Source organism: Lentzea xinjiangensis, assembly GCF_900110955.1.
Lineage (GTDB): Bacteria > Actinomycetota > Actinomycetes > Mycobacteriales > Pseudonocardiaceae > Lentzea > Lentzea xinjiangensis.
The window spans coordinates 1-26,017 of the sequence record NZ_FOFR01000039.1; the positions used below are offsets into that span (position 1 = coordinate 1).

Annotated in this window: 27 protein-coding genes and 1 pseudogene; 14 read left to right on the forward strand and 14 right to left on the reverse strand. The window is 65.5% G+C overall.

Features of this window, described 5'->3' with window-relative positions; all coding sequences use genetic code 11:
• A partial coding sequence (locus BMW88_RS39990) for a transposase (protein ID WP_425434737.1) occupies positions 1 to 244 on the forward strand: 244 nt, incomplete at its 5' end.
• A 61-nt stretch (positions 245 to 305) separates the two neighbouring features.
• Here BMW88_RS39990 and BMW88_RS39995 read toward each other — a convergent pair.
• Entirely contained in the window at positions 306 to 1,013 is a 708-nt protein-coding gene (locus BMW88_RS39995) for an alpha/beta fold hydrolase (RefSeq protein ID WP_245778387.1), read from the reverse strand.
• A 2-nt stretch (positions 1,014 to 1,015) separates the two neighbouring features.
• Positions 1,016 to 1,414: a cupin domain-containing protein gene (locus tag BMW88_RS40000; RefSeq protein WP_089962227.1), complete on the reverse strand. Its 399-nt coding sequence runs from the start codon at positions 1,412 to 1,414 to the stop codon at positions 1,016 to 1,018.
• A gap of 79 nt (positions 1,415 to 1,493) precedes the next feature.
• Here BMW88_RS40000 and BMW88_RS40005 point away from each other — a divergent pair, with 79 nt between their 5' ends.
• The gene (locus BMW88_RS40005) at positions 1,494 to 2,132 is read left to right on the forward strand and encodes a TetR/AcrR family transcriptional regulator (RefSeq protein ID WP_245778388.1); all 639 of its coding nucleotides are present in this window, start codon (positions 1,494 to 1,496) and stop codon (positions 2,130 to 2,132) included.
• 655 nt (positions 2,133 to 2,787) lie between these two features.
• On the opposite strand, the gene BMW88_RS40010 is transcribed toward BMW88_RS40005, so the two are convergent.
• Positions 2,788 to 2,997, reverse strand: coding sequence for a hypothetical protein (locus BMW88_RS40010; RefSeq protein ID WP_089962230.1), 210 nt, complete (start codon positions 2,995 to 2,997; stop codon positions 2,788 to 2,790).
• A 174-nt stretch (positions 2,998 to 3,171) separates the two neighbouring features.
• Here BMW88_RS40010 and BMW88_RS40015 point away from each other — a divergent pair, with 174 nt between their 5' ends.
• Together BMW88_RS40015 and BMW88_RS42590 are read left to right on the forward strand one after the other, a co-directional pair.
• Entirely contained in the window at positions 3,172 to 4,176 is a 1,005-nt protein-coding gene (locus BMW88_RS40015) for a LacI family DNA-binding transcriptional regulator (RefSeq protein WP_245778389.1), read from the forward strand.
• A gap of 453 nt (positions 4,177 to 4,629) precedes the next feature.
• Positions 4,630 to 5,001, forward strand: coding sequence for a type 2 periplasmic-binding domain-containing protein (locus BMW88_RS42590; protein ID WP_089962237.1), 372 nt, complete (start codon positions 4,630 to 4,632; stop codon positions 4,999 to 5,001).
• On the opposite strand, the gene BMW88_RS40025 is transcribed toward BMW88_RS42590, so the two are convergent.
• Entirely contained in the window at positions 4,935 to 5,786 is an 852-nt protein-coding gene (locus BMW88_RS40025; RefSeq protein ID WP_089962240.1) for an enoyl-CoA hydratase/isomerase family protein, read from the reverse strand. The two genes, BMW88_RS42590 and BMW88_RS40025, sit on opposite strands and share 67 nt — an antisense overlap.
• A 42-nt stretch (positions 5,787 to 5,828) precedes the next feature.
• Here BMW88_RS40025 and BMW88_RS40030 point away from each other — a divergent pair, with 42 nt between their 5' ends.
• On the forward strand, positions 5,829 to 6,230 hold the full coding sequence (locus BMW88_RS40030; RefSeq protein ID WP_089962243.1) for a winged helix-turn-helix transcriptional regulator: 402 nt from the start codon (positions 5,829 to 5,831) through the stop codon (positions 6,228 to 6,230).
• A gap of 708 nt (positions 6,231 to 6,938) precedes the next feature.
• On the opposite strand, the gene BMW88_RS40035 is transcribed toward BMW88_RS40030, so the two are convergent.
• The 5 genes from BMW88_RS40035 to BMW88_RS43895 all read right to left on the reverse strand — a co-directional run bounded on the left by BMW88_RS40035 (position 6,939) and on the right by BMW88_RS43895 (position 12,013).
• The gene (locus BMW88_RS40035; RefSeq protein ID WP_143116506.1) at positions 6,939 to 7,757 is read right to left on the reverse strand and encodes an IS630 family transposase; all 819 of its coding nucleotides are present in this window, start codon (positions 7,755 to 7,757) and stop codon (positions 6,939 to 6,941) included.
• A 185-nt stretch (positions 7,758 to 7,942) separates the two neighbouring features.
• Positions 7,943 to 8,745 (reverse strand): IS5 family transposase gene (locus BMW88_RS40040; protein ID WP_425434738.1). Its coding sequence is split into 2 segments (ribosomal slippage): positions 7,943 to 8,412 and positions 8,412 to 8,745, totalling 804 coding nucleotides; the frame shifts between segments, so codons are not numbered across the junction.
• A gap of 128 nt (positions 8,746 to 8,873) precedes the next feature.
• Positions 8,874 to 9,932 carry a hypothetical protein gene (locus tag BMW88_RS40045; RefSeq protein WP_089962249.1) on the reverse strand — a complete coding sequence of 353 codons (1,059 nt, stop codon included), beginning with the start codon at positions 9,930 to 9,932 and terminating at the stop codon, positions 8,874 to 8,876.
• Positions 9,933 to 10,651: 719 nt separating this feature from the next.
• Positions 10,652 to 10,828, reverse strand: coding sequence for a hypothetical protein (locus BMW88_RS42595; protein WP_177221667.1), 177 nt, complete (start codon positions 10,826 to 10,828; stop codon positions 10,652 to 10,654).
• Positions 10,829 to 10,900: 72 nt separating this feature from the next.
• Positions 10,901 to 12,013 carry an integrase core domain-containing protein gene (locus tag BMW88_RS43895; protein ID WP_245778390.1) on the reverse strand — a complete coding sequence of 371 codons (1,113 nt, stop codon included), beginning with the start codon at positions 12,011 to 12,013 and terminating at the stop codon, positions 10,901 to 10,903.
• A gap of 87 nt (positions 12,014 to 12,100) precedes the next feature.
• Here BMW88_RS43895 and BMW88_RS44615 point away from each other — a divergent pair.
• Positions 12,101 to 12,325 (forward strand): annotated as a pseudogene (locus BMW88_RS44615) (recombinase family protein); the annotation flags it as partial.
• Between the two features lie 73 nt (positions 12,326 to 12,398).
• Positions 12,399 to 12,956, forward strand: a complete 558-nt coding sequence (locus tag BMW88_RS40060) for a recombinase zinc ribbon domain-containing protein (RefSeq protein WP_281249527.1) — start codon at positions 12,399 to 12,401, stop codon at positions 12,954 to 12,956.
• A 491-nt stretch (positions 12,957 to 13,447) separates the two neighbouring features.
• On the opposite strand, the gene BMW88_RS40065 is transcribed toward BMW88_RS40060, so the two are convergent.
• From BMW88_RS40065 to BMW88_RS40080, 4 genes are read right to left on the reverse strand one after another with little or no spacing between them, the layout of a single operon-like run.
• Positions 13,448 to 14,890, reverse strand: a complete 1,443-nt coding sequence (locus BMW88_RS40065; RefSeq protein ID WP_342715345.1) for a GMC oxidoreductase — start codon at positions 14,888 to 14,890, stop codon at positions 13,448 to 13,450.
• Positions 14,788 to 15,579: an ABC transporter permease gene (locus BMW88_RS40070; RefSeq protein ID WP_089962259.1), complete on the reverse strand. Its 792-nt coding sequence runs from the start codon at positions 15,577 to 15,579 to the stop codon at positions 14,788 to 14,790. The genes BMW88_RS40065 and BMW88_RS40070 overlap by 103 nt, the downstream gene beginning before the upstream one ends.
• A 3-nt stretch (positions 15,580 to 15,582) precedes the next feature.
• The gene (locus BMW88_RS40075; protein WP_089962260.1) at positions 15,583 to 16,398 is read right to left on the reverse strand and encodes an ABC transporter permease; all 816 of its coding nucleotides are present in this window, start codon (positions 16,396 to 16,398) and stop codon (positions 15,583 to 15,585) included.
• Positions 16,395 to 17,423, reverse strand: a complete 1,029-nt coding sequence (locus BMW88_RS40080) for an ABC transporter ATP-binding protein (protein WP_089962264.1) — start codon at positions 17,421 to 17,423, stop codon at positions 16,395 to 16,397. Before BMW88_RS40080 ends, BMW88_RS40075 begins: the two co-directional genes overlap by 4 nt.
• A 630-nt stretch (positions 17,424 to 18,053) precedes the next feature.
• Between BMW88_RS40080 and BMW88_RS40085 the strand changes: the two genes are divergently transcribed.
• The 6 genes from BMW88_RS40085 (at position 18,054) to BMW88_RS42600 (ending at position 24,852) form a co-directional block, all read left to right on the forward strand.
• Positions 18,054 to 18,908, forward strand: coding sequence for a radical SAM protein (locus BMW88_RS40085; protein WP_177221668.1), 855 nt, complete (start codon positions 18,054 to 18,056; stop codon positions 18,906 to 18,908).
• A 143-nt stretch (positions 18,909 to 19,051) separates the two neighbouring features.
• Positions 19,052 to 20,242: a glycosyltransferase gene (locus tag BMW88_RS40090; protein ID WP_177221669.1), complete on the forward strand. Its 1,191-nt coding sequence runs from the start codon at positions 19,052 to 19,054 to the stop codon at positions 20,240 to 20,242.
• Between the two features lie 47 nt (positions 20,243 to 20,289).
• Positions 20,290 to 21,147: an FAD-dependent thymidylate synthase gene (locus tag BMW88_RS40095; protein WP_143116508.1), complete on the forward strand. Its 858-nt coding sequence runs from the start codon at positions 20,290 to 20,292 to the stop codon at positions 21,145 to 21,147.
• A gap of 20 nt (positions 21,148 to 21,167) precedes the next feature.
• Complete coding sequence (locus tag BMW88_RS40100) at positions 21,168 to 21,716, forward strand: P-loop nucleotide/nucleoside kinase family protein (RefSeq protein WP_089962274.1); 549 nt, start codon at positions 21,168 to 21,170, stop codon at positions 21,714 to 21,716.
• A gap of 37 nt (positions 21,717 to 21,753) precedes the next feature.
• A complete protein-coding gene (locus tag BMW88_RS40105) occupies positions 21,754 to 22,656 on the forward strand; it encodes a beta-1,6-N-acetylglucosaminyltransferase (protein ID WP_089962276.1) in 903 nt (300 codons plus the stop codon).
• Between the two features lie 33 nt (positions 22,657 to 22,689).
• Positions 22,690 to 24,852: an NtaA/DmoA family FMN-dependent monooxygenase gene (locus BMW88_RS42600; RefSeq protein ID WP_177221670.1), complete on the forward strand. Its 2,163-nt coding sequence runs from the start codon at positions 22,690 to 22,692 to the stop codon at positions 24,850 to 24,852.
• 259 nt (positions 24,853 to 25,111) lie between these two features.
• On the opposite strand, the gene BMW88_RS40115 is transcribed toward BMW88_RS42600, so the two are convergent.
• Complete coding sequence (locus BMW88_RS40115) at positions 25,112 to 25,513, reverse strand: MmcQ/YjbR family DNA-binding protein (protein ID WP_089962278.1); 402 nt, start codon at positions 25,511 to 25,513, stop codon at positions 25,112 to 25,114.
• Positions 25,514 to 25,811: 298 nt separating this feature from the next.
• Here BMW88_RS40115 and BMW88_RS40120 point away from each other — a divergent pair.
• A partial coding sequence (locus BMW88_RS40120; protein ID WP_218148401.1) for a transposase occupies positions 25,812 to 26,017 on the forward strand: 206 nt, incomplete at its 3' end.

Here is a 26,017-nt window from a genome sequence, read left to right on the forward strand (position 1 = left end):
CGGCTACCAGGGCAACCCCGAGGTGATCATGCCCTACCGCAAACCCCGCAAGGACCAACCGCCGCTGCCGCAATGGAAACAAGACCTCAACACCGTCCACAAGAGCATCCGCGCACGAGTCGAGCACGCCTTGGCACACATGAAGTCCTGGAACATCCTGCGCAACTGCCGCCGCAAACGCGACGGCGTCTGGCACGCCACCCGAGGCATCGCCCAGATGCGCAACCTGACCATGACCGGCTGAACGACCACCGGCCGCAGGCGACACCGCTGTCACCCCCTTGCCCCGCCAAAACTCTTGATCATTACGGGACAACCTTTAGCCGCGCTCCGGGGATCGCATCGGCGATCTTTTGTCCGACTTCTGGACGAGCCGCCGGATCATCCTCGCCGTAGATGAGCAGGGTCGGCGCCGTGATCTCCGGCAGGCGTTCGGTGAGGTCGAAGCCTGGGATCGCGGACAGTCGCCGCGCATCCGCCTCCGGTGGGCGATGAACCAACACCGATCGGAGTTCGGCCACCACCTTCTCGTCCGCCTGCCCGGTTTCGGACAGGGCGAAAGCGAGCATCCGCGCATCACGCTGCGAGGGCGACAGCTCGATGATCTCGGAGGCCCCAGGTGCCTGCAGGGCCGAGGCGTCGGAGAAGGTGGCGCCGACCGTCAGCGATTGCACCACCTCGGGTACCGATACCGCGAGCTGCAGGGCGATGAAGCCACCGAACGAGGATCCGAAGATGTGCGCGCGTTCGTACCCAAGTCCCCTGATGAGCGCGGCGCAGTCGTCGGCCAGGTCAGGGATGCCGTACGGAGCGGGCGGGTTGACCGACACTCCGGAATCACGCTGGTCATAGGCGATGGCGCGGATGCCGTCGCCGAGCAGAGGCCGGAACGTGTCGTACTGGATGTGGGTGCTTTCGCCGCCATGCACCAAAATCACCGGCTCGCCGGCGCCGGACTCCGCGTAGGCGATCTCGATCTCGCCGGTTTTCACAGTGTTCAGTGCGGTAGTCACATCTACCCTCCGGAGTTCTCGTCGAGGAACGTTTCGCGTCCGTTGGTCTCCCTGGGCAGGTGCGTCCCACTCGGCGATCGCTCACTGATCAACTCGATGATGTAGTGCGTCACCGCCTTGTCACCCACGTTGCGAATGCGGTGCGGGTTGAGGGGCTCTGCGGTGCCGACCGTCTGGAAGAGGACGAAACCCAGCTCGACCGCCAACGAGATCCCCCAGTTGGGGTCACCGAGGTCCTGCCCCACAGCTTGACCGCTGTCAGGCCACAGGATCACATGGTCGTAGTGATGTTGATGGAAGTCGAACATGCCGCCCGGCTCCAACGTCATCGACCAGACACGCACTCGATCGTTCTCGAACACCAGGGTGTCACCTGGGGCGCTCGGATAGGTGGCCTCCATAACACTCACATCTCTTAAAGAGATTGCCCGTCTCTTTAAGATAGTCGTGATCCACCGTGGTGTCCACAGGGAGGTAGATGTGAAGATCAGAGGCGTGCCGGAGAACGCGGAGACCGCAGAGACGACCGACGCTGGCACCCAGCCGGCAGCCCGACCGGGCGGCCGTAACGCTCGAGTGCGGTCGCAGATCCTCGCGGCGACGACGGAGCTCGTTGCCCGAAACGGTGTGGCCGGCCTGCGCTACGAAGAGATCGCCGAACTCGCCGGAGTCAACAAGAACAGCGTCTACCGCAACTGGCCGGACCGCGTCGAACTCGTCAGCGAAGCGCTGCTGCAGTACGCGGAGGACTCTGCACCTCTGCACGACTCCGGCAACCTTCGCCGCGATCTGGTCGACTTCTTGATGGTGTTCTCCGAGCGTCTGTCGAGTTCAATCGGCCGGGCCCTGTCTCAGGCCGCCATCGCGGCTCCTGGGAACGCGGATCTCGATGAGGCAGTTCGGGCTGTTTACGACCAGCGGCTCGTCGCCGCCCGAAAGCGATTCGACAGCGCCGCCGACAAGGGCGAGATTCCGCCTGTTGACAGCTACTTCCTCACGGAACTGCTGGCCGGGCCGGTGTACCTCTACATCAACCGGCGACGCCACCCCTTCACCCGCGAAGTGGCCGAGAAGATCGTCGACGTCGTCTTAGCCGGCATCCGCACCACCATGCCGTAGATACACACATCGATGGGCATTGCCGACGGAAGAGGTGGCGATGACTTCTCATGCCGCAGCTGGTCCTCTGGCACTCGCGAGTCAAGGCGGCGCGGCTCGGACCGCCCGGCAATCATGAATCGAACGCATGGAAGAAGCCATCGCTCCGACTCGCGTTGCCCGCGGTGCTCGCGGCGCACAACCGCTGCCGGCAACGCACTCGCCGAGCTGCGCCAGCTGGTGCCCACGATCTATCCCGCCTGCACTGGCTGCCTGCAGGCTCCCCAGGTGCGTTGGCCTCATTGGCTGCGCACTGCACTGGTGATCATCGTAGGAGCCGTTGCCTCACCCTGGGCATCCGCCACATCGGCAGGTAGTAGGATCGCTGCGCGCAGCGCTGGCTGACGGCCAGCACGCGCCGGCATGTGGACGACTCCTGAAGTGCTCGCAGGCATGGATGCAGCGGTCTCCGCAGTAAGTCGAACGCCCGCACACCAAATTCCCGTTCTGTCCCCGCTCACCCGTGCTGCAGGCCCGTTACGCGTGTCAATTCGAGCTTCGTCTCGTCCTCGCTGCCGGCGGCGGCGGTGTAGATGACGATCTTGAGATCGGTATCGGTATCGCCAGTACTCGACGGCGCGGCGCTCCCAATCCCGCGCGGGCCGCTAAGACCTCTTCAGGCAGCCCGTCGAGCAGGCAGACCCGGCTTGACCGCGGGCAACGCCCCGGCGCCCAGGACCGCGAAGTCCGGCGCGCTCAACAGATAGCCAGCCAGCACGACCTGCTCGGCGCCCTCGGCCGAGCGCAGCCGTACCGAGGTGCCGCTGAGGCCGAGGACCCGGTGCTGCCCGCCGTCGAAGTGGACCTGGTCGCCGGGCGCGAGCACCGGTCGCCTGGTTCATGACGCCAGTCCGGCGTCGACCGTGGTCACGATGGTGTCCGGGTGCAGGCGGCCGTGACAAACTCTCTGACCCACCCGTGACAACAATCCTGATTCTTCACCGCACCAGTTGCCCAATCGATTTGGCAGGCGAGAGTGAAGCGGATCGGGATCAAGGACGTGGCGGCAGCGGCGGGTGTCTCCGCGACAACGGTCTCCCACATCCTCAACGCGGTCGAGGGCAAGCGGATCAACGCCGAGACGCGGGCAACCGTGCTCCGCGTGGCCGATGAGCTGGGCTACCGCCCCAACAAGCTGGCGCGGGGTTTGCGCACCAGTCGCACCTACACGGTGGGCTTCATCAGCGATGAGATCGCCACCACGCCTCACGCGGGACAGATCATCCAGGGCGCGCAGGACGCCGGCAGCGAGCACGATCTGCTGCTGCTGATGCTCAACACCGGGGGCGACCCCGAGCTGGAGCGCAAGGCGATCACCTTGCTGATCCAGCACGGCGTCGACGGAATCCTCTATGCGTCGATGTACCACAGGATCGTGCAGGTACCCGCGCAGCTGCGGTCAGTGCCCACCGTCCTGGTGGATGCCAGCTCCGGCGATCCGGCGGTTCCCTCGGTCGTGCCCGACGAGGAGCAAGGCGGGAAGACCGCCACTCAGGAACTGTTGGCGCACGGACACCGCCGCATCGGGTTCGTCACCAACGTCGACGACATCCCCGCCTCGCGGGGCAGGCTCGCCGGGTACCGGGCCGCGCTGGCTGACGAGGGCATCGAGTTCGATCCCGCTCTCGTCGCCGCCGACCGCTCCGACGCTCCCGGCGGCTACCGCGCCGCGCGCACCTTGCTCACTTCCGCAGCCCTGCCTACCGCCCTGTTCTGCTTCAACGACCGCATGGCGATGGGCGCATATCGCGCCGCCGGAGAGCTCGGTCTCTCGATTCCGGCGGAGCTGTCCGTGATCGGCTTCGACAACCAGGAGCTGATCAGCGAGAACCTTCACCCCGCATTGAGCACCGTCGCCTTGCCGCACTACGAGATGGGCGCACGGGCGATAGCACTCCTGCAAGCCGTCATCACGACGTCCGAGATCACCGGGCCCGCAGTCCAGGAGGTACTGCGTTGCCCCCTGGTGACAAGAGATTCGATCGCTTCGCCGTCCCGGTCTTGACCACCGGGACGACGAAGCGACAACGAGTGGGCTGCCGCTTGCACCGGCGGCCCGACGAGAACCGACCCAGCACGATGGAGGAACCATGAACGTGTGGACCAGACGCCTCGCCGCAGCGAGTTTAGCTGCCGTCACCGCGGCGACCGCGGTCACGGGCTGCGGCGCCGGCGGATCGGCCTCCGGAAACGGAGTCCTGAAGTTGTGGACCCACAACGCCGGCAACGCTGCCGAGTACGCGGCCGTGGAGAAGCTGGTCAACGACTTCAACGGAAGCCAGTCCACTTACAAGGTCGAGATCGAGGCCTTCCCGCAAGGCTCCTACAACGACGCGGTCGTCGCCTCCTCGACCTCGAAGAAGCTGCCCTGTCTCCTCGACGTGGACGGCCCGAACGTGCCCAACTGGGCCTGGGCGGCTACCTGGCCCCGCTGGAGCTCTCCGGCGGGGAGGTCCCCTTGGACGATCAGCTGCCCAGCACCGTGGGCAGGTATCAGGACAAGGTTTACTCCTTCGGCTTCTACGACGTGGCGCTGACGATGTTCTCCCGCAAGTCGGTGCTCGAGAAGAACGGCATCCGCATCCCGACCCCTGAGCAGCCGTGGACCCGTGCGGAGTTCAGCGCTGCACTCGCCAAGCTCAAGGCCACAGGCGAGTTCGAGCACCCGCTGGAGATGGGCACCGGCGGCAGTGGTGAGTGGTGGCCGTACGCCTACTCCCCCCGTGGACAACTTCTGCACTCCGCCCGCCGCAGAGCGGATCGTCACGGATTCCGGATGAGGTTCGCCCGCAGGACTTCTTCGAGGTTCAGCTCCACCTCGCGCGTCTGAACCCCGGCCGCGAGTGCTGCCCGGGCAAGCTCTCCAGACGCGGGCGTGAACGTTTCCCCGAGCAGGCGGTCTTCCGCACGCAGTGCGTCTTCGAGCGTGCCGTCGGCAGCGTCGATTGCTTTGGTAGCTGCGGCGCGGACACCGTCGGGCAGAGTCGCGATGGTCAGTGCGACCCACTCAACGTACTCGTGCAGTTCTGCGGCGGGCAGAGCTCGGTTCACCCATCCCCAGCGCTCGGCGGTCGCCGCGTCGACCAGACCGCCTGTCAGCACGATCTCGAGGGCGCGAGCGCGACCCACGAGGCGGGGCAGGTGGGCAGTTGCACCAGCTCCAGGGACGATGCCGATCAATGTCTCGAACTGGCCGAAAGCCGCGGTCTCGAGGGCCGCGAATCGCAGATCCAGGCTGGAAGCCAGCTCGGAGCCACCGCCGCGGGCGAGTCCCGTGACCTTCGCGATGGTGGTCTGAGGCAGACGCCGCCAGCGTTCATGGAGCCGCATCATCGGGCCGGTTCCGACAAGCGTCTCCTCCGCGATCGGGAGGGCGGCGTACGTCGCGGGGTCCTCCACGAAGGACAGGTCACCATGTGCCAGGAAGAACTCCGGATTGGCGCTCTGGACCACGATGACATGCAGGTCGGGATCGTTCTCGGCCGATGCGGCGACGGCGTCCAGGTCGAGCAAGAGCTGAGCCGTCATCAGGTTGACGGGCGGAACGTCGATCGAGACCCACAGCACTCCGTCCTGGCGCTTGACGTGGAGGCTGGGCAGGGACTGGTCGGTCATGAGATTCCTTTGGATTGAAGGTATCTCTGGTATACCAGGTACATGAAAGGTACTTCAAAGAAACTTGGTATCCGCGAAGATCAGGCTGACCCCCAGACCATCGTCGGCCCGCAACGCGAGCTCCTGGATCAGATCCTGGACAAGTGGGGGCAGCTGCTGCTGACCGCGTTGTGCCGGCAGCCGCGACGCTTCAACGAACTCAAGAGAGAGTTCGACGGGATCACTCAAAAATCGCTGACGCAGGCACTGCGACGGTTGGAACGCAACGGCCTCGTCGAGCGCCGGGTGCTGAAGCAACGCCCCGTTGCCGTGGAGTACCGGATCACGCCGCTGGGTCGCACGCTCGAGAACCCCTTCTTGATCCTGCTCGCCTGGACGGCCGACCACCTCGCCGAAGTCGAACGACACAGGGCTGCATATGACGAAGGCCCGGACACCCTCTAACTGTCGGCTCGCGTCGGTACCGCACCACCCTTAGTACTCCAGCCGCACTTCGTAGTCTTTGCCCTGTCTGCGCTGGTAGTGGCAGGTTTCGCGCGGTGTTAGTGGCGTCTGCGCCTGCGCCTGCGCCTGCGGGACCATGCCCACTGGCGGCTGCGGCGCGACCGTCTCTGATTCGGAGACTCGGGCTTTGGAGCGACAGCTCATCCAGCTAACTCGACCAGAACATCTGGCCGCGATTGGAGCCGAGGGCGCAGGAGCAGGTCAGGCGCTCGAATCGCGCACATCACAGCCACCTGGCCCTCGAGTACAGCCAGGTGACGGACGCCGGAACCAACGTTCCTGGCTACGGTCGACACAGAGGCGGCCCCGATCTCCGGGTGGCGCCCGGCACTCTGTCCCTTCCTGTCACGTCTGCGGTTGCTGGAGCCGTAGAGCTGGATGCGCTACGCCACTTCGTCCCGAAACGGCTCGACGCAACACGAAACGGGACAGGAGGACCCACCTCCGAGGACATCCGACAAGACCTGCCGCACGGAGCCGCCGAACACAACTCGCTCACGAAAGGGACCTTGGCGTGTCGCACGACAGGATCCAGATCTTCGACGATCTGAACGAGTTGTTCGCAGTTCTGCTGCAGAGTGAGTGGCTGTTGCCGGTACAGTCGCTGCTCATCGCTGCCGATGCACCCTTTCCGGTGCTACTGGCGTGTCACGCGGCCTTGGCCGGGTAATGGATCCAGGTGCGGATGGGTGAGTCGGTGACGAAGCCGGTCTTGGGCTCGGCTCGGGCGTTGCGCCAGCGGATGTAAGCGCCGATGGCGGCGTTCTGCTCGGCGTGGCTGCGGTGGTCGGTGCCGTCCAGGGCGAAGTAGCGCAGGGCGGCGAACTCGGCCTCGATCCAGTTCAGCCAGGACCCGTAGGTCGGCAGGTAGACCAGCTCGATCCGGTTGTCCGCGCACCACGCGCGGACGTCGGCGTTGCGGTGCGGTGCGATGCGGCGAGTAGTTGTCGCAGATGACGTACAACTTCTCGCCGGCCCACCGCGCCCGCAGGTCTTGAGGAAGGCCAGGAACTCGATCGCGCGTTTGCGCGGGCGGATCCGGTAGAACAGCTTGCCGGTGACCAGGTCGAGCGCGGCGAGCATCTGCATGACCCCGTCGTAGCGGTGGTAGGTCGCCCGCAGCCGCTTCGGCTTGGTCTGTGGACGCCGGGCCATTCCTTTGCGAGGTAACAGGTTCAGTGGGCCGAACTCGTCGACGCAGATCGCCCGTCCATCGGCGGGCGGGTGATCGTAGAGATCGAGTATCCGTTGCATTTTGGCGATGAAGTCCGGGTCGGGTGAGGCCTTCCACGTCGTGGTGGTCTGCCACGTGATCCCTGCCCCGCGCAGGATGCGGCGCAGGGTCTCCCGGCTGATCGCCGCGACCGTGCCGCGCTCGAGCAGATGATCACGCAGCTTGGCCAGCGACCAAGTGGAGAACGCGGTGATGCCCCAGTCGGCGGGGGACGTCCGGGCGATCAGGCAGATCCGGTCAGGCTAAGGGAGCACGGTTGTAAGTTTCTCCCTGGCAGGGGCAGTCCCTACTCCATGTCCGTAGCGCGTGCGGCAAGGGGTTCGCCCTTGACCTGCGAGGTGGTTCCGGGTTGCCGGTCAGCACACAGGCACCTACGACACAGTCCCCACGCACGCCGGGTGGTTCCCGCTTAGAACTCCTAACTCAATGAGAGTTTGCGGAGTCGGCGCCAGCAGATGATGCCGCAGGCCAGGCTGAGGAAGGCTTCGTGGATGTCGTCGCGGATCTCCCAGCGGATCCGCAAGCGGCGGAACCAGTGCAGCAGCGCGAAGGTCTGCTCGACCACCCAGCGGTGTACGCCCAGACCGGAGCCGTGTTCGCTGCCGCGGCGGGCGATCACCGGCGTGATGCCCTTGGATCGCACCAGGTCGCGGTACTTGTCATGGTCGTCGTAGCCGCGGTCGGCGTACAGCGCGTCGGGACGGAACCGTGGCCGGCCGCGCTTGCCGCGTACCGGCGGGATCTGGTCGATCAGCGGCATCAGCTGGGTGACGTCGTTGCGGTTGCCACCGGTCAAGGACACGGCCAGCGGGATGCCGTGCCCTTCGGTGATCAGGTGGTGTTTCGAGCCCGTTCTGGCGCGGTCGACCGGGCTCGCACCGGTTTTGGGCCGCCTTTGAGGGCGCGGACGTGCGAGCCGTCGATCACCGCCCGCGACCAGTCCAGCGCGTCCGCGGCGTTGAGCTCGGCGAGCAGGTTCTCGTGCAGCCGCTGCCAGACACCGGCCTGGTGCCAGTCCCGCAACCGCCGCCAGGCGGTCATGCCGGAACCGAAGCCGAGTTCCTGGGGCAGGAACTCCCACGGGATGCCGGTGTAGAGCACGAACAGGATGCCGCACAACACCTTGCGGTCATCCAGCCGCTTGCGCCCCGGATGGTCCGCACGACGCGGAACCACCGGTAGCAGCGGCTCGATCCGCGACCACAACTCGTCGGACACGATCCAGGGAAGCTGCTCGCCCTTCCTCACACCGTGATCAACACACCGATGATCAACCTTATTCCAAGATCATTCTGTTAGGAGTTCTAAAGCGGCGGCTGCGCTACAGCACGTCGGCGTCAGCCAGGTGATCATACACCCCGTACGAGCACGGTGATCGCCGGATCAACATCGTGGGCCCAGGCCAAGGTCGGCAACTCCGAACCGGAGAGTCCCGCGAGCTGCAACGCGGCTTGCCCCGAAAGGTGCGCAGACTTAATGGACTGCCCGTTCGCGATAGCGGAATAGAACTGTGCGGCGTAGACGATGGCGTCCCCATCATCGATCTCATCGGCCATGCCGATGGCAAACGGGGCGACCTGCTCGACAAGGCCGTCAATCTGAGCTGCGGAGTTGCAAGAGTTCAGCAGCACCAACAGCGGCGGGTCATCTGTTGCCTTGACCGCAGCGGCGAACGCTCGAGCGGTAACGATGACCCCTTCGTGGTGCTCGTCGACTTCATCTTCGAATTCGATCAGGTCGTCATCGCTGTGCCCGGAGAAGTGAACAACGTGTGGACGAAACTTGGTGATGCCGTCGAGCAGGTCGGCGGTGGTCGCGGCCGGACGCACATCGAGTTCGATGTAGTCGCGGTGCAGCGCAGACTCAACTGCGGCACGGATCCGCTTCTGCTCACGCCCCACGCGTAGATCTCCACCAGAAGCGGCGCCGAGAATCAGGACGCGCAGCTTCTCCTGCTTAGGAGTGGGCAAGTCACGCAGAGCGGTGTCCACCATCGCCTCCGTCTGGCTCATACGGCGCTCCAGCGCCGAAGTCTCTGCAGCAGAGCGACGAGCGGCCTGCTGTTGATCGCGCTGACGCCGTCGCTCGGCGGCGTCAGCTTCGGACTGCTCGGCCTTGGCGAGTTTGCTCTGCAAGTCCGCCTCGGCCTTGGCGTAGCTACTTGCCTTGCCCTGCCAACGGCCGGCCTCCTTGCCTGCCGTCGCTGCGGCGTCTTCGGCTCGTCCGGCTTCACGCAGCTTGCTGGACCGAGTGGTGGAGCTCTTAGCCTTCTCTCCCGCCGCACGCGCCTTGGCCGCTGCAGTGCGCTTGTCGGTCTCCTTGGTTCGGTACTCACCCGCCTTCTTTTCCGCGTCGACCCGTTGCTTGCGCTTGCTTTCAAGCTGCCTACGGTACTGACTCGCACTCATCTTGACCTCTTTACCAGGCCCAGATCGCACTTTCCCGCCGCCGCGCGGTTAATGACGTGTGGATCTTCGGCGATGAAGTGATCAACTCAACACCCACGCGGCCGAGCTGGAAGCAAAACTCAACTCGAACACCTCAGCCAGGAGCAACGCCGACACCTCAGGACGCTCCCACCACGACCAACGACGCGACCTCCCCACATCGAAGAACTCCACCACCACACAACCAACACCAAAGATCGACTCATCAGGCACCGCCCGCTGCCACGCTCGGGAGGTCCGTTCTCACCGGCCCAGCAGCCTGACCTGCCACCCGATGGCGAGGCTGAGCGGCGTGTCCGGGCGCGGCTGACGAGTCGTCGGTTGATCAACGAGTACGAACCTGCAGCAGCGTGATGCGCAGGCACGGTCGCGTGTAGTGCCGCGCTCTCGTGGTCGACGGTAGCTATGGTGAAACACGTAGCGGCCCAGCACTGACTTCAAGTGATGAGCGGTCTGACGGTGCCAGCGAACCGCTTTGCGTAGCAGTTGACTCGCGCACACCGCGTCGGGATCTTCACGAACTCAATACCAGTCAACAAGAACGGATGAAACGACGCCGTTGAACTGGATGACCCTTGGCACGAAGTATTGAAACACGCCCGCTGGCCCTCTATACTAGGTTCGAGCTATCCAATACCGCATGAACACGCGAATGTTGCACGCTTGCTACGCGTGGGGGTTCATGTCCCCCCTCGGACACCAGCTTTATCCCTACCAACAGGGCGGATGCTCCCATCGAGCGTCCGCCCTGTTGCGTTGTAGACGATCTCCACGCCGAGCGCCTCATACAGTCTTTGCAGCTCGTCGGGGTCCGCCTGCCTGATGACTTTCTTCACGTCGCCGAGCGAGTCGATCATGGCGTGCATCTCGGCGACGCTTCGCCCGACGCGTGTCGGCACTGTGCGTGCCGAAAACTGCATCCTTGCTGGTCAAGCGGCGCGGTGATACTCGTGGATGACTCCACCAAGATGATCACGTCGATCTACGGTGAGGCGTTCGATCTGATCGGGTTCGAGAGGCCTCGGTCGGGCCCTCAAGGGTGCTGCGGCAGCGAGTGATCGGTGGGTGCGGTGTCCGTTGTAGTGCCGTTCGTACTCGCGCAGCGCGTGGCGTAGGTGTGTCTGATTCCAGATCAGCGTGCGGTCCAGCAGTTCGGTGCGAAGTGTCCTGACCCAGCGTTCGGTGATGGAGTTCATGCGGGGCATCCGGAGACCGGTCGGCACCGTAGTTATTCCCACGGCGCCGAGGATTTTATCGATCAACGCGGGGTATTTGGCGTCGCGGTCACGAATGAGGAACTTGATCTGGGCGAGGTGTCCGGTGTCCTCGAGGTCCATGAGCAGGTTGCGAATGGCCTGAGTTACCCAGGCGTGGGTGGGGTGTGCGGTAGTGCCGACGATCCGTACGCGCCGGCTGGCGTGGTGGATGGCGGCGAGAACGTATTGGCGCTGACCATTCAGCGTGACCGTTTCGATGGAGTCCATCGCCAGGATCGCCTCGGCCTGCGAGCGCAGGAAGTCAGCCCAGGTAACGGTTGTCCGGCGCGGTGCTGGATCAACGCCGGCGGTCTTGAGGATCTCCCACACTGTCGACGCGGCGATCGCGACACCGAGCAGCGCGAGTTCACCGTGGATGCGTCGATACCCCCATGAGGGGTTGTCGGTGGCCAGGCGCAGGACGAGCTGGCGGATCGAAGCGACAGTGTGCGGACGCCCAGGCCTACGGTTCACGCACATGCGGGCATGGCGGCGCTTCATCAAGTCGCGATGCCACCTCAGCACCGTATCCGGGCTGGCCAAGAGCCGGAGCCGGCGGAGCGTCGCGCTGGCCAGGGGCACGAGTAAAGCTGCGAACAACGCCCTGTCCTCTGGCCGCAGCCGTGGGCGCTGACCACCGAGTTGCCGCTGCAGGACCGCGAGTTGATGGCGTAGCGCGAGGATCTCGACGTCCTTCTCACGATCGGTCATGCGCAAAAGCCACAGCGCGGCGAAGGCGTGGGAGACAGCGAGGTAGGCGAAGCGGACCAACACGGCCGCGATCATGCCGGATGACGAGCACTACCCATCGATGCCCGTTGACCTGCACGGACGTTTTTCCCGACACGCACAGAGTCCGTCATCATCCGCCTGATCTCGACCTGTACACAAAGGACCGGATCGGGTCACGGTCGATCGCCAACGAGCTCAACGAACGCGGCTACCGCACCCGAAGCGGCGGGGCTGTGGGCCTTCAAGCGGATTCTCACGATCCTGGAGAACCGCGTCTACCTCGGAGAGATCCACTACCGCGACGTCGTCACCCTCGACGCCCACCCACCGCTCATCACCCCGGAGCAGTTCGCCGAAGCCGAACGCATCATGGACGCGCGCGGCGACAGCCACTCCCACCGGGCCGCGAACGCCTCGGACTACATGGCCACCCGGCCGCCTGCCCTGCACCAAGTGCGGAGCTGCGATGATCGGCACCCGCGCCACCGGCAAGACCGAGACCTACCGCTACTACACGTGCATGAAGCGCCTCAAGTACGGCAAGGACACCTGCGACCAAGACCGGCTCAACGCCGACGCGCTCGACCAAGCCGTACTCGACTGCGTCGCCAGCTTCTACGGCAACCAGCACCAACTCATCCGCGACGCCGTCGACGAAGCCCGCAAGGTCGACGAGTCCAGCCACGACAAGGTGACCGCCGAACTCAAGACTGTCAGGACCAAGCTCACCACGGTCACAGCGAAGATCGACAAGTACCTTGACGCGTTCGAGGCCGACACCTTCGACGCCAACGACGACACCGTCAAGGAACGGATGCGCGCGCACCGCTCACACAGAACCAACCACGAGCACGTGAGGCCGAACTCCTCGAAGAACTGGAGAACGAGCCGACTATGCCTGACGCCGCCACCCTCACCCAGGTCAACAACAACATCCGCACCATCGTCCAGACGGGCAACCCCACCCAACGCAAGGCCGTCGCAGAGACCTTCGTAGTCAAGATCAAGATCACCGGACCAGGCCGCATGGTCCCCGTCTTCCGAGTGCCGCAGACACCCGCACAAGCCGATGTCGCGAATGCAGAAGGGGCAGAGACCCGACTATCGGCCTCTGCCCCTCTGGGTGTTCGTGTATGTAGTTCTTTGTTGGAGCTGAGGGGACTCGAACCCCTGACCCTCGCACTGCCAGTCCACAAAGGACTACTGCCAGCGCAAACACTAGAACCCCAACAACTCCAACGCAACTAGCCGCCGTTCAGCGCCATTGAGAGCAGTTCGATGACATTCAGCCACTCGTCCTGCTCCAGTTCTGCTCCAACCCGATCAGTGTGAGAACACTGTCACTCACGTGCGGCAACCACGCCTACCTCCACCAGTTCGACGGCCCGATCGCACCACCACATAGTTGACAGAAACGACTGACCTTCCAGCCGCGAACCGGTTGACAGGACTCAGAGAACTTCGACCGCGTAGTCGCCGATCCCGGAATCAGGAGTAGCGGCCGTGCAGGACCGCGGCCAGCGATCGAGACATCGCCAGGATCGTCAACGCGGGGTTGGCCGCCCCCATCCTCGGGAACGCGCCGGGGCCGGCGACGTGGACTCCGGGCAGCTCCGCCACTTCCAGGTCCGTACCGACCTCGATCGCCTTCCCGCCGATCGGATGAGTCGACGACTCGTGTTCGTACTCGCCGTAGGGCATGCGGTAGTACGCCACGCTGTTGGGTGCCCCAGTGGCGATTGCCGCGCGCGCTTGGTCCAGGGTGCCTGGCGACTCGGCGAGGGCGCGCACGGGTTCCTGACCGATCAGGCTCGCGAGGGCGCTGACGCGGTGCCGCACCTCGACGAGCTTCGCTTCGTCCTCTTCGGACACCATCGGCGTGATGTGAGCTTCGGGTCGCGAACGCGGTAGCGCGAGCAGGGTGCTGGAGCCCTCGTCGCTCGCGTCCTGTTCCACGACCGCGTGGATGTCGAGGAGCCGGTCCCCGTTGGGCGCGGGTTCGAACTCCCGCACGAAAATGTTCGTGTTCAGCTCCGGCACGGGGAGGTACCCCGCCCACAGCTTCCGGTTGCGGTACTCGGTCAGCGGGCGGCCGGGCGGCAGCCGGACGAGTCCTCCGACGCACAGGTGGTCGGTGAGGTTCGTTTCCACCTCACGGTCCAGCGAGCGGCTGAGCAGCTGGACGTTGCCGATCGCCGAGGACGTCAGGACGCAGGCGTCGAAGGGACCTCGCTGTCCCGGCGTTCCCTCCGGGTCCGTCACGTCGACGATCCACGACCGGCCTCGTGGATGGACGCGGACCACTGCCGCTCGCACGATCTCCACCGTGCCCGCCTCGGCCAAGGCCGTGGCTCGGGTCAGTGGCGTGTACGCCTTCATCAGCGTTCGGTCGGCCGAGAGCACCGCGGCTTGGGGAACGTGCCGCAGGCCGAGGCCTTCCGCCACCCGGAAACGCTGCCGGAGCTCCGGAAACGATCCTTCGAGCTCTTGGGGAAGGGTGCGGTAATGACCTTCGAGGCGATCGATCCACTCGACGGGCCACGCGGCGAGCGCCGGAGCCTCGACGCCGAGGAACACGCCGTGGTAGCAGAGCGAGCGGCCGCCGAGGCGTTCCGAAAGCCCGCCTCCGGGCCCCCATCCCTCCCCGGCCCACCTCCGGGTCTTCTCGTCCCCGAGATGTGTGCCCCCGTCCCAGAGGACGTGTTCCTTCCGGGTGGCCGGTCCTCGTTCGATGACCTCCACCCGCACGGTTTCCCGTGCGGCCAGCTCGTTGGCGAGCTCCAGGCCGGACATGCCCCCGCCGATGACCGCGATGCGTGCTTTCTTCGTCAGTGTCCTGCTCCCTCGTAGCGACGAATACCGGTTCGCCACACCAGCGCGGCGAATCCGAAGCCGGCGGCGGCCGCGATGACCGGGCTCAGGGCCCACCACCCGTGCGAGCCCGGTTTGTGCAGCACTGCACTGGTCGGCACGTAGGTGACCAGCGCGTAGGGAAGTACGTAGGTGAGCACCACGCGAATGCCCGCGTTGTAGACGTTCAGCGGGAATCGCGCGAGGTCGCGCATGCTCATGACGACCATCGGAACGGCGCTCTGCGCCGCCGGTTCCCAGAAGACGATGGAGTTGCCGATCAGCCCCAGGCACACCGACAGCACGCCGCCGCACAGGACGGCGAGCACGATCACCGGCACCGACCACCAGCTGGTCGCCGCCGACGAGTTGACCAGGCCCGCGATCAGCATCGCGAGGCCGGAGCCCAGACCCCCCAGACCGTGGATCGACGCCAGCGAGGCCGTCTGCTGCAGCGCCGGCGACAGCGGTCTGACCAGCACCCGGTCGAACGAGCCATCACTGACCGCGGCGCGCAGCGTCCACATGCCGTCGGCGAACAGCTCGGTGAGGCTGTGCCCGGTGACGGCGATGCCACCGAGGATCAGCACCTCCCAGGCCGTCCAGCCGCCCAGCAGCTCGACCTGCGAGAAGTAGCTGACCAGGAACACCAGTGCCGATGCCTGGGTCAGGACGGCGCCGACGATCCCGATCCAGAAGTCGCCGCGGTACTGCACCGCGGCCCGCAGCTGGGTGAGCTGCAGCCTGAGGAAGATCCTGAGCACGCGCACCCGTCAGCCTCCCTGGATCTCCGCCACGTCGAAGGCGCGGCGCCAGGCGGCATTCGCCAGCACGAAGAGCACCACCACCCAGGCGACCTGCATGCCGAGCAACCCGATGGCGTCCAGCGGCTCCGCCTTGCCCAGGTAGAAGGTGAGCGGGGTGGACACGATCCCCCGCAGCGGGAGCACACTCGTGATGGACCGGAGCCAGTCGGGCATCAACGACAGCGGCACGATGGTGCCGCTGAAAACCTGGATCACCGCCTGTTGCATCCACATCAGACCGAGTCCGGACACCGTCCAGAAAGCCAGGAGGGACACCAGGAACACGAAGAGCGCCTTGGTCAGCAGGCCGAGGACGAGCGACAGTGCAAACAGGAATGCGCTCGCGGTCGACGACGGCAGTTCGATGTCCACGAACGTGATCCCGACCAGCAGGCACATGACCAGGCTGACGAGTCCTTCGACCAGGCAGTACCCGCACGCGCGCGAGATCTGCGTGAGGCAGTAGTTGAGCGGCCTGACGTACTCGATGACGACGTTGCCAGTCCGTACGGTCGCCATCATCACGTAGCCGACGCGCCAGCCGACCATGGCGTTGATCCCGAAGGCCAGCACGACGTAGGTGCGCATGTCGTCCCACGTGTAGCCGGCCATCGACGACGTGCCGGCATAGGCGGCCTGCCACAGGAAGTACAGGATCAACACCCAGATGAAGATCGTCACGACGCCGACGATCGTGGAGAACCGGTACGCGATCGCCTCCTGGGCGCTGACCCGCGCGATCGACAGGTACTTCGGGAGCGGATGCGTCCGCAGCCCGGTCACGACACGTCCTCGGTGGAGAACTTCAGGTCGCCCGAGTAGAGCCGGCGAATCACGTCCTCGGCGTCCCCCTCCTCCACGGAGATGTCGGAGATCGCGAACCGGTCGACGATTCCGGAGATCACCGCGCCGTAGGTCGTCACGCGCATGTCGAACCAGACGTTCAACGTCGTCAGGTCGTGGAGTTCGGCACGCGTGACCCCGAGGATGTCCGCGGCTGCCTCCTCCGGCCGTCCACCGGGTGGGGCCGCGAGCGTCGAGGTGATCTTCGTTTCCCACGCGAACCGCCGGGTGAGCTCGGCGTAGGGGCCGTCGTACAGGACCCGGCCGGAGTGGAGCATGACCAGCCGGGGGCACAGCTGCTCGATGTCGCCGAGATCGTGCGACGTCAGCATCAGCGTCAGGCCGCGCTCACGGACCATCAGCCCGACGAACTCGCGCAGCTTCGCCTTCACCGCGACGTCGAGACCGATCGTCGGTTCGTCCAGGAACAACACCGTCGGCGAGTGCACCAGCGCCGCGGCCAGATCGCACCGCATGCGCTGGCCCAGCGACAGCTGCCGGACGGGAACGTCGAGCAGCGGCGCCAGGTCCAGCACGTCGACCATCTCGGCGAGGTTCCGCTCGTAGTCGGCGGCCGGCACGGAGTAGATGTCGCCGATCAGCCGCAGCGACTCGATGACCGGGATGTCCCACCAGAGTTGCGTTCGCTGGCCGAAGACGACCGATATGTTCCGCGCGTTGCGGCTCCGGTGACGGTGCGGCTCGACGTCACACACCCGGACCCGGCCAGCGGAGGGGACGATGATCCCGCAGAGCAGTTTGATCGTCGTCGACTTCCCGGCCCCGTTCGGACCGACGTACGCGACCGACTCCCCCGCCTCGATCGACAGGTCGACCTCGTCCACCGCGGTGACCTCGGTGTACCGGGGCCGGACCAGGTGCTTCAGGGAACCTGACAGACCGGCTTGTTTCACCGGCCGCCGAAAGCGCTTCGTCAACGCCTCGGCCGTGATTACCGCCCCCACGCCATCTCCGTTTCGCGGTCCTGAATTTCGACTTCAGGCTGCACCGTCCGAGAATTGTCGACTCACTCGCGGCAACATCCCCGGACACCGCCAACCCGTTATACCGGATCGAACACACCGAAGTCACGGCGGGCGCGACCTAAATGGCCCGTCGAGCACTGCGACGGACACCACCGCAGCCCTGATGACACAGCGCCATCGCGTTCCCGGTCGTTTTCCCGGTTCTTTTTCCGGTTCATTGCGGCGGCGTCTTACCGGGCGATTACATGCCGTTGACCTGCCACACTAGGCCTCAAGTGATAGTTGCAATGCACCCGTTGCGTCGATTTCGTCACTACGATACGTTGAAGTTCGAGCACGGTCGGCAATCGCACTGGAGCGACCTGTTGATCGGAGTTGCGACTCCGGGGGAGGCGCCAGCGGAATGACGCCGCGCCGGCGCGAGGGAACCGGTCGAAGTTCTGGACCGGCGCTGAACAAATTCACCGAGCCGGTAAAACGGCGGCGAGTGCGCTATTTCGGCCCACGCATCCCTTCAGGTTCACGACCCGAATAATCCTCGCTTTGTGCGACCATTGCGCGATGGTGCCACGTTCTCTGCCGGGGTTTGCGAGAAACAAGGATGTGAGCATGGGGGAACAGCCAGAGCTGCCCGTCACGCCGCCGTCGGTCGACTGGTGGATGACATCACTTTGCAACCTGACCTGCGACTACTGCTGGGGTCCCGTCCCGTCGAAGGACGATCGCTCGCTCCGTTCGGTCATCGCGGAGTCCATCCTCGCCTCGCGCACTCCCGCGGTCACCTTCTGCGGAGGCGAGCCTCTGGTGGTCGGCGACGACGTGTGGACCTACTCACGCGCGTTCCGCGAAGCCGGCAAGAAGACCATCCTGAACACCAACGGGGAACTCCTGGAGTCCTCTCTCGACCGCGATCCTCAGCGAGCCATCACCGACCACTTCGACGTCGTCGGGATCTCGGTCGACGCCGTGGACCCCGACGTGCACCGGGACATGCGCGGCAAGCGCGCGACTCTCGCGCGGGCGATGAAGGCGATCTCGCTGGTGCGCGACTCCGGCGTGCAGCTGAAGATCGCGACGGTCGTCAGCAACGTGAACAAGGACCACATCGCCGACATGGCCCGAGTGGTGAACGAGACGATCCAGCCGTCGGTGTGGCGGCTCTACCAGTACAGTTCTCGCGGTGAGTACAACCGCGGGGTGGACCGGCACAGGCTGGACACCGAGGAGTTCGTGGCCGTCACCGAGGAGGCGAAGCGCATCGCCGGCAACGTCAACGTCGCCGCTTCCGAAAGTGCCACCGCGAGTTGTTTCATCGTCTCCCAGGAAGCCAAGATCCTGCTCCCCGTCGGGGACGACTACGAGGTCCTCGGGGACGTGCGCCACGATTCCATTGACTCGCTCTGGCGTCAGGACCCACTCGCCCCCGAGGTCGTCGCGTACAAGACCTGGCTGCAGCGCGTCTGATGCGCGCGCTTCTGTACGCGAACACGGACGGCATCGCCAATCTGTACCACGGCTCCGGTGTGCAAACCCGAGTTCTGCTCGACATCTGGCGGGAAACGGCGAGGAAGCTGTCCTCGGCCGGCTGCGACGACTGGCGGCTGCACGTGGCGGTGCACGACTGGGAGACCCCCAGCACCGACTACCGCGTGGACTCGGCGGTGCTCCACGACTCGCTCGCGAAAGCGCGGGAGGGCGACGTTCGAATCCATCGGCTGGAGCACACCCCGCACACCAAACTGTGGAGCTACCCCAGATGGGCCGAGCTCAGCTCGTCGGTGACCGCGCTGCTGTCCCGGCTGGCGGAGGAATACGAGCAAGTCCTGTTCGTCGGCGTCGACGTGCCCTACTCCCTCGTCCGCGAGCACTGCGAGAACTCCCTCCCCCCGCACAAGCTGGAGAAGATCACGTTCGCGCTCTCGTTCCACACCTCCGCACTGGTGGCAGGGCAGACGTGGCTTCCGGGACGTGAGGCGCTGGAGCGCGACTACGTGCGCAGGGCGAACGAGGACGCGTCCACCTTCATCACCACCCTCACGCCCTTCTTCGACCGGAAGATCGAGCTCGACTACGGCGCCCGCGACGAGGCGTGGATGCGGCTGGGGCACGGAATAGCTCCGCGGTCAGCCAACCTGACTCCGTACCCGCGGGAGAAGGCCGTGGAGATCGCCGGCTCGTTCGGAATTCCGCGCGGCGTGCCGATCGTCGTCCACTTCGGCAGGGACCACCCGATGAAACGAATCCCCTTCGCCATCGAAGCCGTCGCGCGTGTCGGGCGGCCGCTGCACTTCGTCCTCATCGCGTCCACACCGGCCAACGCGGAAGGGATCGCGGACGCACCGCACGCGGACCAGTTGAAACAGGAGCTGGACTCCTACACCTATCTCACCCATTTCGAGCGTGAGCTGCCCAAGGCACTGGCTCAACTGCCTGAGACGGTCGCCTTCCTGCTCTCCGCGGCAGGCGAGCCCATGGGCCAGATACCACAGGAAGTCGCCTGCTGGACCGACAGTGCGGCACCCGTAGTAGTAGCGCCGGAAGACGGCGGCTACGGGGACCAGATCAGCGACGCGGAAACCGGGTTCACTTTCGATGTCCACAGCGTTGCCTCGTGCACGCGCGCGATCGAGCGTGCCATGAAAGCGACGCTCAACGAGCGTAAGGCGATATCCGTCAAAATGAAGAATCTTGTCCACGAGAACTTCGACGCATCGACGAAGCTCTGCCGGTTGCTGATGTCCGTCGAATCCGGCGAGCACGGCATGCCGCGCCGACAGGCCGGAGCGGAGGCGAAGTGACAGGACCCAGCGCCGTCGTCATCGCTGACAGCACCTGCGAAGGCAGCGTGCGGCTGACGACGATGGAAATCCGCTTTCACCGGTTCATCCTGCCGCAGCTCAACTCCCACCGGGTGTTCTCCCGCAACTCGTCGAGCAGCCGGGCTATTCCGGTGTCGCGGCAGCTCGCCAACCTGGGTGACCAGCGCGCCGCGCCGCTCTCCTGGCCGGCGGAGAAGCGCGGCATGCAAGGCGGCCTCGCGCTGGAGGACCCGACGGAAGCGCAGGCCATCTGGCACGACCTCGGCAAGGTCGCGACCGAAGCAGCAGAAGCGTTGCAGGCCACCGGTTTGCACAAGTCAGTCACCAATCGGGTGCTGGAGCCCTTCATGTGGCACACGAGCGTGGTGACCTCGACTGCCTGGGGCAACTTCTTCCTCCAGCGGGACTCCGAGCTGGCCCAGCCCGAGGTCCGTGCGCTCGCGCAGGCGATGGCCGTCGCGCTGGCGGGTTCGACACCGCGCCAGCTGCGGGCAGGTGAATGGCATCTCCCCTATGTGTCCGAACGGGACGCCGGCCTGGCCGACAGCCCGTTCGACGACCAACCTGATCTTCTTCCGCGCATCAGCGCCGCCAGGTGCGCGCGAACGTCCTACCTGACGCATGACGGCAGGTCTGATCCGAGCGCGGACCTCAAGCTGTTCGACAAACTGATCAGCGCCGATCCACCGCACTGGTCCCCGCTCGAACACGTCGCGACCCCGTGGCCGGAGAACAGGGCGCAAGGTGAGCTGAGGTTCACCGATCGCCACGGCGCCCGGCAGGAGCTACCGCTCACGCATCTGCCGCGGGTCGGCAACCTGCTCGGCTGGCGGTCGCTGCGCACCGAGGTCGAAGCCGCCCAAGGCGCCCGAACGTTCACCTGATCCGCCGGAGGAACCCAGAAATGACCGAAGCCGGCTACTGCGTCTTCGTGAACGGCCTGCCAGGGTCCGGGAAGTCGACCTACGCCCGGAACTTCGTGGCCGCTCGCCGAGGCTGGCTGAATCTCGACGTCGACGTGCTTCGAGGTCTCCTCGGCACCGCTTCGCTCGACTTCGTGCAGGCGGGCGCCGAGGTGAAGCCGCTCGCGCTGGCCGTCCTGCGGACGCAGATCGCCTCCGGCGGCAACGTCGTCTTTCCCCAGCTCTTCTTCACCCCGGACGAGGCCGCGGAGTTCGAGGAGGCCGTGGTGACAAGTGGCGGAAAGGTGCGGCGCACGATGCTGCGCGAAGACGTCCGGGAGTGTTGGCGGCGCGTCGAGGAACGGGCTCACCGCGCCCCTTCCGGATCGATCGACCACAACATCCTGAGCCTGCTCACCGGATCGGGCGGACTGCTCGAACTGCAGCGGATGGATCAGCAACTGTCCGCCTGGTCCAGGCTTCCGGACCCACCGCGGGTCATCAGTTCTTCGACGCCGTACGACGAGTTCGCGGGGTACGCGATCGCGTAGACCACGCCGCCAGCGGTCCCGATAAGAGGAGTTCTGCATGACCGTGTACGTCGTACTCGCACATCGGGACCCGGTGGCCACGCGCTGCCTCGCGAGCATGTTGAGCCCAAGACCGGTGGTGCTCCACGTTGACGCCAGGGTGGCGGTGGACGCCTTTCGCGGCGAGAACATCCACCTCGTGCCCGACCGCGAACGCGTTCACTGGGCCGGTTACTCGACGATCAAAGCCATCAACGCCGCCATGCGGGTCGCCCTGTCGCTGGCACGCCCCGGCGAATACGTGGTGATGCTCTCCGGCGAATGCTTCCCGGCCCGTCCTCTCGCGGAGTTCGAGGAGTTCCTCTTCTTGGTCCCGCTCCGCCAGCACTGCGACGGAGGCGGAATGCTCGAGTCACGTCCCGACTCCCTCGCGAGAATCACCCAGCGGTGGCTCTTCGACCTCTTCCCGTGCCGGCCGGACGTGGGCGGCGTGAAACGGCTGAAGTGGCAGATCGTCAAGACCGTCGCACGACTGTCGGCGCCTCGGCCTCGTGCCCACTGGCAGGACCTCAGTCCGGTCGGCGGCAGCCTCTGGTTCGCGCTCACCCGCGAATGCGTGGCAGAACTTCTGGACCAGGCGAAGAGCCACCGAACAGAGCGGATGTTCCGCAACACCTACGGGCCGGACGAACTCGTCTGGCACACGCTGCTGTACAACTCACGTTGGGTTTCACACACTCCGGAAGGCGCGATCCTTCCTCGCGGAGAGCGCCGCACGCGCAGCTACGCCAACTTCCACTACCTCGGCAAGGATCGATTTCTCGACCTGGCCGACTACGAGGCCATCAAGAGTTCCGGGATGTTCTTCTGCCGGAAACTGCGCTCCCCCGGCAGCGACTCCTTGAAGGAACGCCTCCGCCTCGACGTGAGCAACACGAACATCGACAAGTACGTGCGTTGACACGTGTATCAAAGGGGAACCCCGTTGAGGAAGATGCACCTGGGCGTGGTGCCGCTCGGATCCGGCGGTTACGGACAACACCGACTGTGGCGGGATCCCGCCATTCCGGCTGACGCGAGCGTCAACCTGGACTGGTACAAGGACCTCGTGCAGCAGAGCGAAAGTGCTGCGTTCGACTTCGTCTTCCTCGCCGACAGCCTTTTCGTCGGCCCCCAGAGCTCTCCGCACTCGATGAACCGCTTCGAGCCGTTCACGCTCCTGTCGGCACTGGCGACGCACACCCGGCGGATCGGTCTGGTGGCAACAGCGTCCACGAGCTACAACTCGCCCTTCAACCTCGCTCGGCGGATCGCTTCCCTCGACCTGCTGAGCGGCGGGCGGGCCGGGTGGAACGTCGTGACCACAGGCGATCCCGGAACCGCGGCGAACTTCAGCCGCCCGGCGCACTACACGTCAGAAGAGCGCTATGAACGGGCACACGAGTACGTCGACGTGGTTCGCGGCCTCTGGGACTCCTACGAGGACGATGCCTTCCTGTACGACAAGGAGCATGGGCGCTTCGCCGACCTCGCCAAACAACACGCGCTGAACCACGCCGGACGCCACTTCACCGTGGCTGGCCCGCTGAACATCCAACGAAGCCGGCAAGGCCACCCGGTGCTCTTCCAGGCCGGCGACTCGGTTCTCGGACGCGACCTGGGCGCGTGCGTGTCCGACGCGGTCTTCACGAACGCCTCGCGACGGGCGGACCTGCACGACTTCAGCACCGACATGAGGAAGCGCGTCGCGTCGGCAGGCCGAGCCCCGCACGACGTGCTGATCTTCCCCAGCATCAGAATCGTGGTGGGCGACACCGACGCGGAAGCCCGCGACCTCGCCCTCGACTTCCAGGACCGCGACCACCCGTTCGAGGAGTCGTTCGCCGAACTGCGCCGCTGGTTCGGCTGGCGCGAGTTCGATCAGAACGAGCTGGACGAGCCGTTCCCAGCGGCCGCCGCAGCTGCCGCCACAAATGCGTACAAGTCACGCGCCGAACGGATCACCCAGGACGCGGTGCGCAACGGCCTCACCCTCCGACAAACCGTCGAGAGCCTGCGCCGGCGCCAGCTGAGCGAGTTCGTCGGCTCGCCGGCCACCGTCGCGAACCTCATGCAGAGCTGGTGGCAGTCCGGCGACTGCGACGGGTACATCCTGGGCGCGGATCGTCCCGAGAACTTCAAGCGGATCGCGACCGAGGTGGTCCCGATCCTGCAGGAACGCGGCGTCTTCAGGTCCGGCTACGAATCGGAGACCCTGCGCGGCAACCTGGGCGTACCGGCCCGCCCGAACCGCTACTCGACCAGGTCCTGCGGCACAACCGACCTCATCGGCGCCCCAAAGCCTCAACCGCCTTTGAGCGCTCTGGTCCTGGATCTCGATGGCGTGACCTGGCGCGGCGGTAAGCCGGTGGAGAACATCCACGAGGTCGTCCACTACGCCGAGAAGGTCGGTCTGGAAGTCTGCTTCCTGACCAACAACTCGAGCCAGTCGCGCACCGAACTGCGCGATCGACTCTCGGCCATCGACATCGCGGTGGACCCCGGCCGAATCTTCACCGCCGCTTCCATCACGGCGGCCCATCTCGCTGCCGAAGCCGGTGAACACGGGTACTACGTGACAGTCGGCGGCGGCCCCGTGCTCCTGCAAGAGCTGCGCTCGGCCGGACTGACCGCCGACTCCCTGGCGGACTACCTGGCCTCCAAGACCGAGACCTCCCCTCGCTGCACGATCGTGACCGGTTATATGCCGGAATTCGGTTACTCGGACATGGCCCAGCTGCTGAGCATCTCGAACGAGATCGAGGAGATCATCTCCACCGAACGCGACCAGTGGGCTCGGTCGGCATCCGGTCCACAGCCAGCGAGCGCGTGGTTCGTGGCCGGAATCGAGGAAACCCTGGACAAGTGCTCCACCACCATCGGCAAGCCCAGCGCCATCGCACTGGAAACCGTGGCACGGGACCTCGATGTCGACCTTCAATCGACCCTCATGGTGGGAGATTCACTGCGCTCGGACATCGCGGCGGCGACCAACGCGGGCGCCTTGTCATGCCACTTCAAGGACCCAGCTCACCACGTGTCCGAAGAGGGACCGACCGCGACCTACACGGTGTCCAGCCTCGCCGAACTGCGCGAGCTGATCGAGACACTGGTCTGACGCTCGGACGAGGCGCCTACCCTCTGCCGGATCGAGCTTCTCAAGCGTTTGAAGCCAGCGCTGGAGCTCTGTGCGTGCCGAAAATTACGTCCGTACAGGTCAAGCGGCATGCCGATACTCATGAAGGACTCCACCGAGACGGACCCGCTGAGTACCGCTAGGCGTTCGATCCGTTCAGTCTCAAGGGGTTGAAGTCGGGCTCGCAAGGGTGCTGCGGCGACAAGGGTGTGCCTGGCAGCTGGAAGACTTCGACCGCTGCTCACGGGAGGAGGCGCGCGAGCTTCGCCGGGGCGAGCTCGCGGTAGCTCTCGGTCAGCAGCTCCTTGATCTCGGTCCAGTCGGCGTCAGGTTCGATGATCATGCCGACGACCTGGGTTCCCCAAGCGGCGCGGAAGAACGGGTGGCCGGCACCGACCAGCGAATCGAACTCCTCGGCCTGGGCCCGGAACGTCATGACCACCGCGGGCTCGGTCAGTTCGGCGGCTCGGCTGAACGCGCCGGTACTGCCGGGATGTGCGGTGAAGACGTGCAGGACAGTGCGTTGCCGGATACGCCATCTCGTCCCGACCCAGGCCGGTTCCTCGTAACTCTCGGGCAGGCCGGCGCAGATGCCGCGCAGGGCAGCCAGCACCTCGGGTGGCACGTCGGCGCGGTCGGTCATGGTCGGCAACGCTAGCCGGTGGCTCGGAAACCGTTGCCGTCACTGGCATCGGTGGGCGTGCGCGCCGTGTTCCCGGGCTCCTTCGACCCCGCCACCCGCGGCCACCTCGACGTGGCCGCCGGGCCGCGGGTCTCTTCAACGAGGTCGTTGTGTGCGTCCTGACCAAGCCGAAGAAGACCGGTGCCCTCCCCTGGGTCTGCTGCACGGATTGGTGACATCTGAGTTGGCTTGCCGTGATGGTGAGCTGGGAGGATGTCGCTGTGCCCAAGCCCTACCCAAGGAGTTCCGCGACGATGTCGTGCGGGTCGCCCGTGACCGCGAACCCGGTGTGACCGTCGAGCAGATCGCCAAGGACTTCGGGGTCCACCCGATGACGCTGTTCAAGTGGCTGCGCCAAGCCGAGGTCGAGGAAGGCGCCAAGGCCGGTGCGAGCCGGGCCGAGTCGGTTGAGCTGCGTGAAGCGCGTAAGCGGATCACGCTGCTGGAGCAGGAGAACGAGGTCCT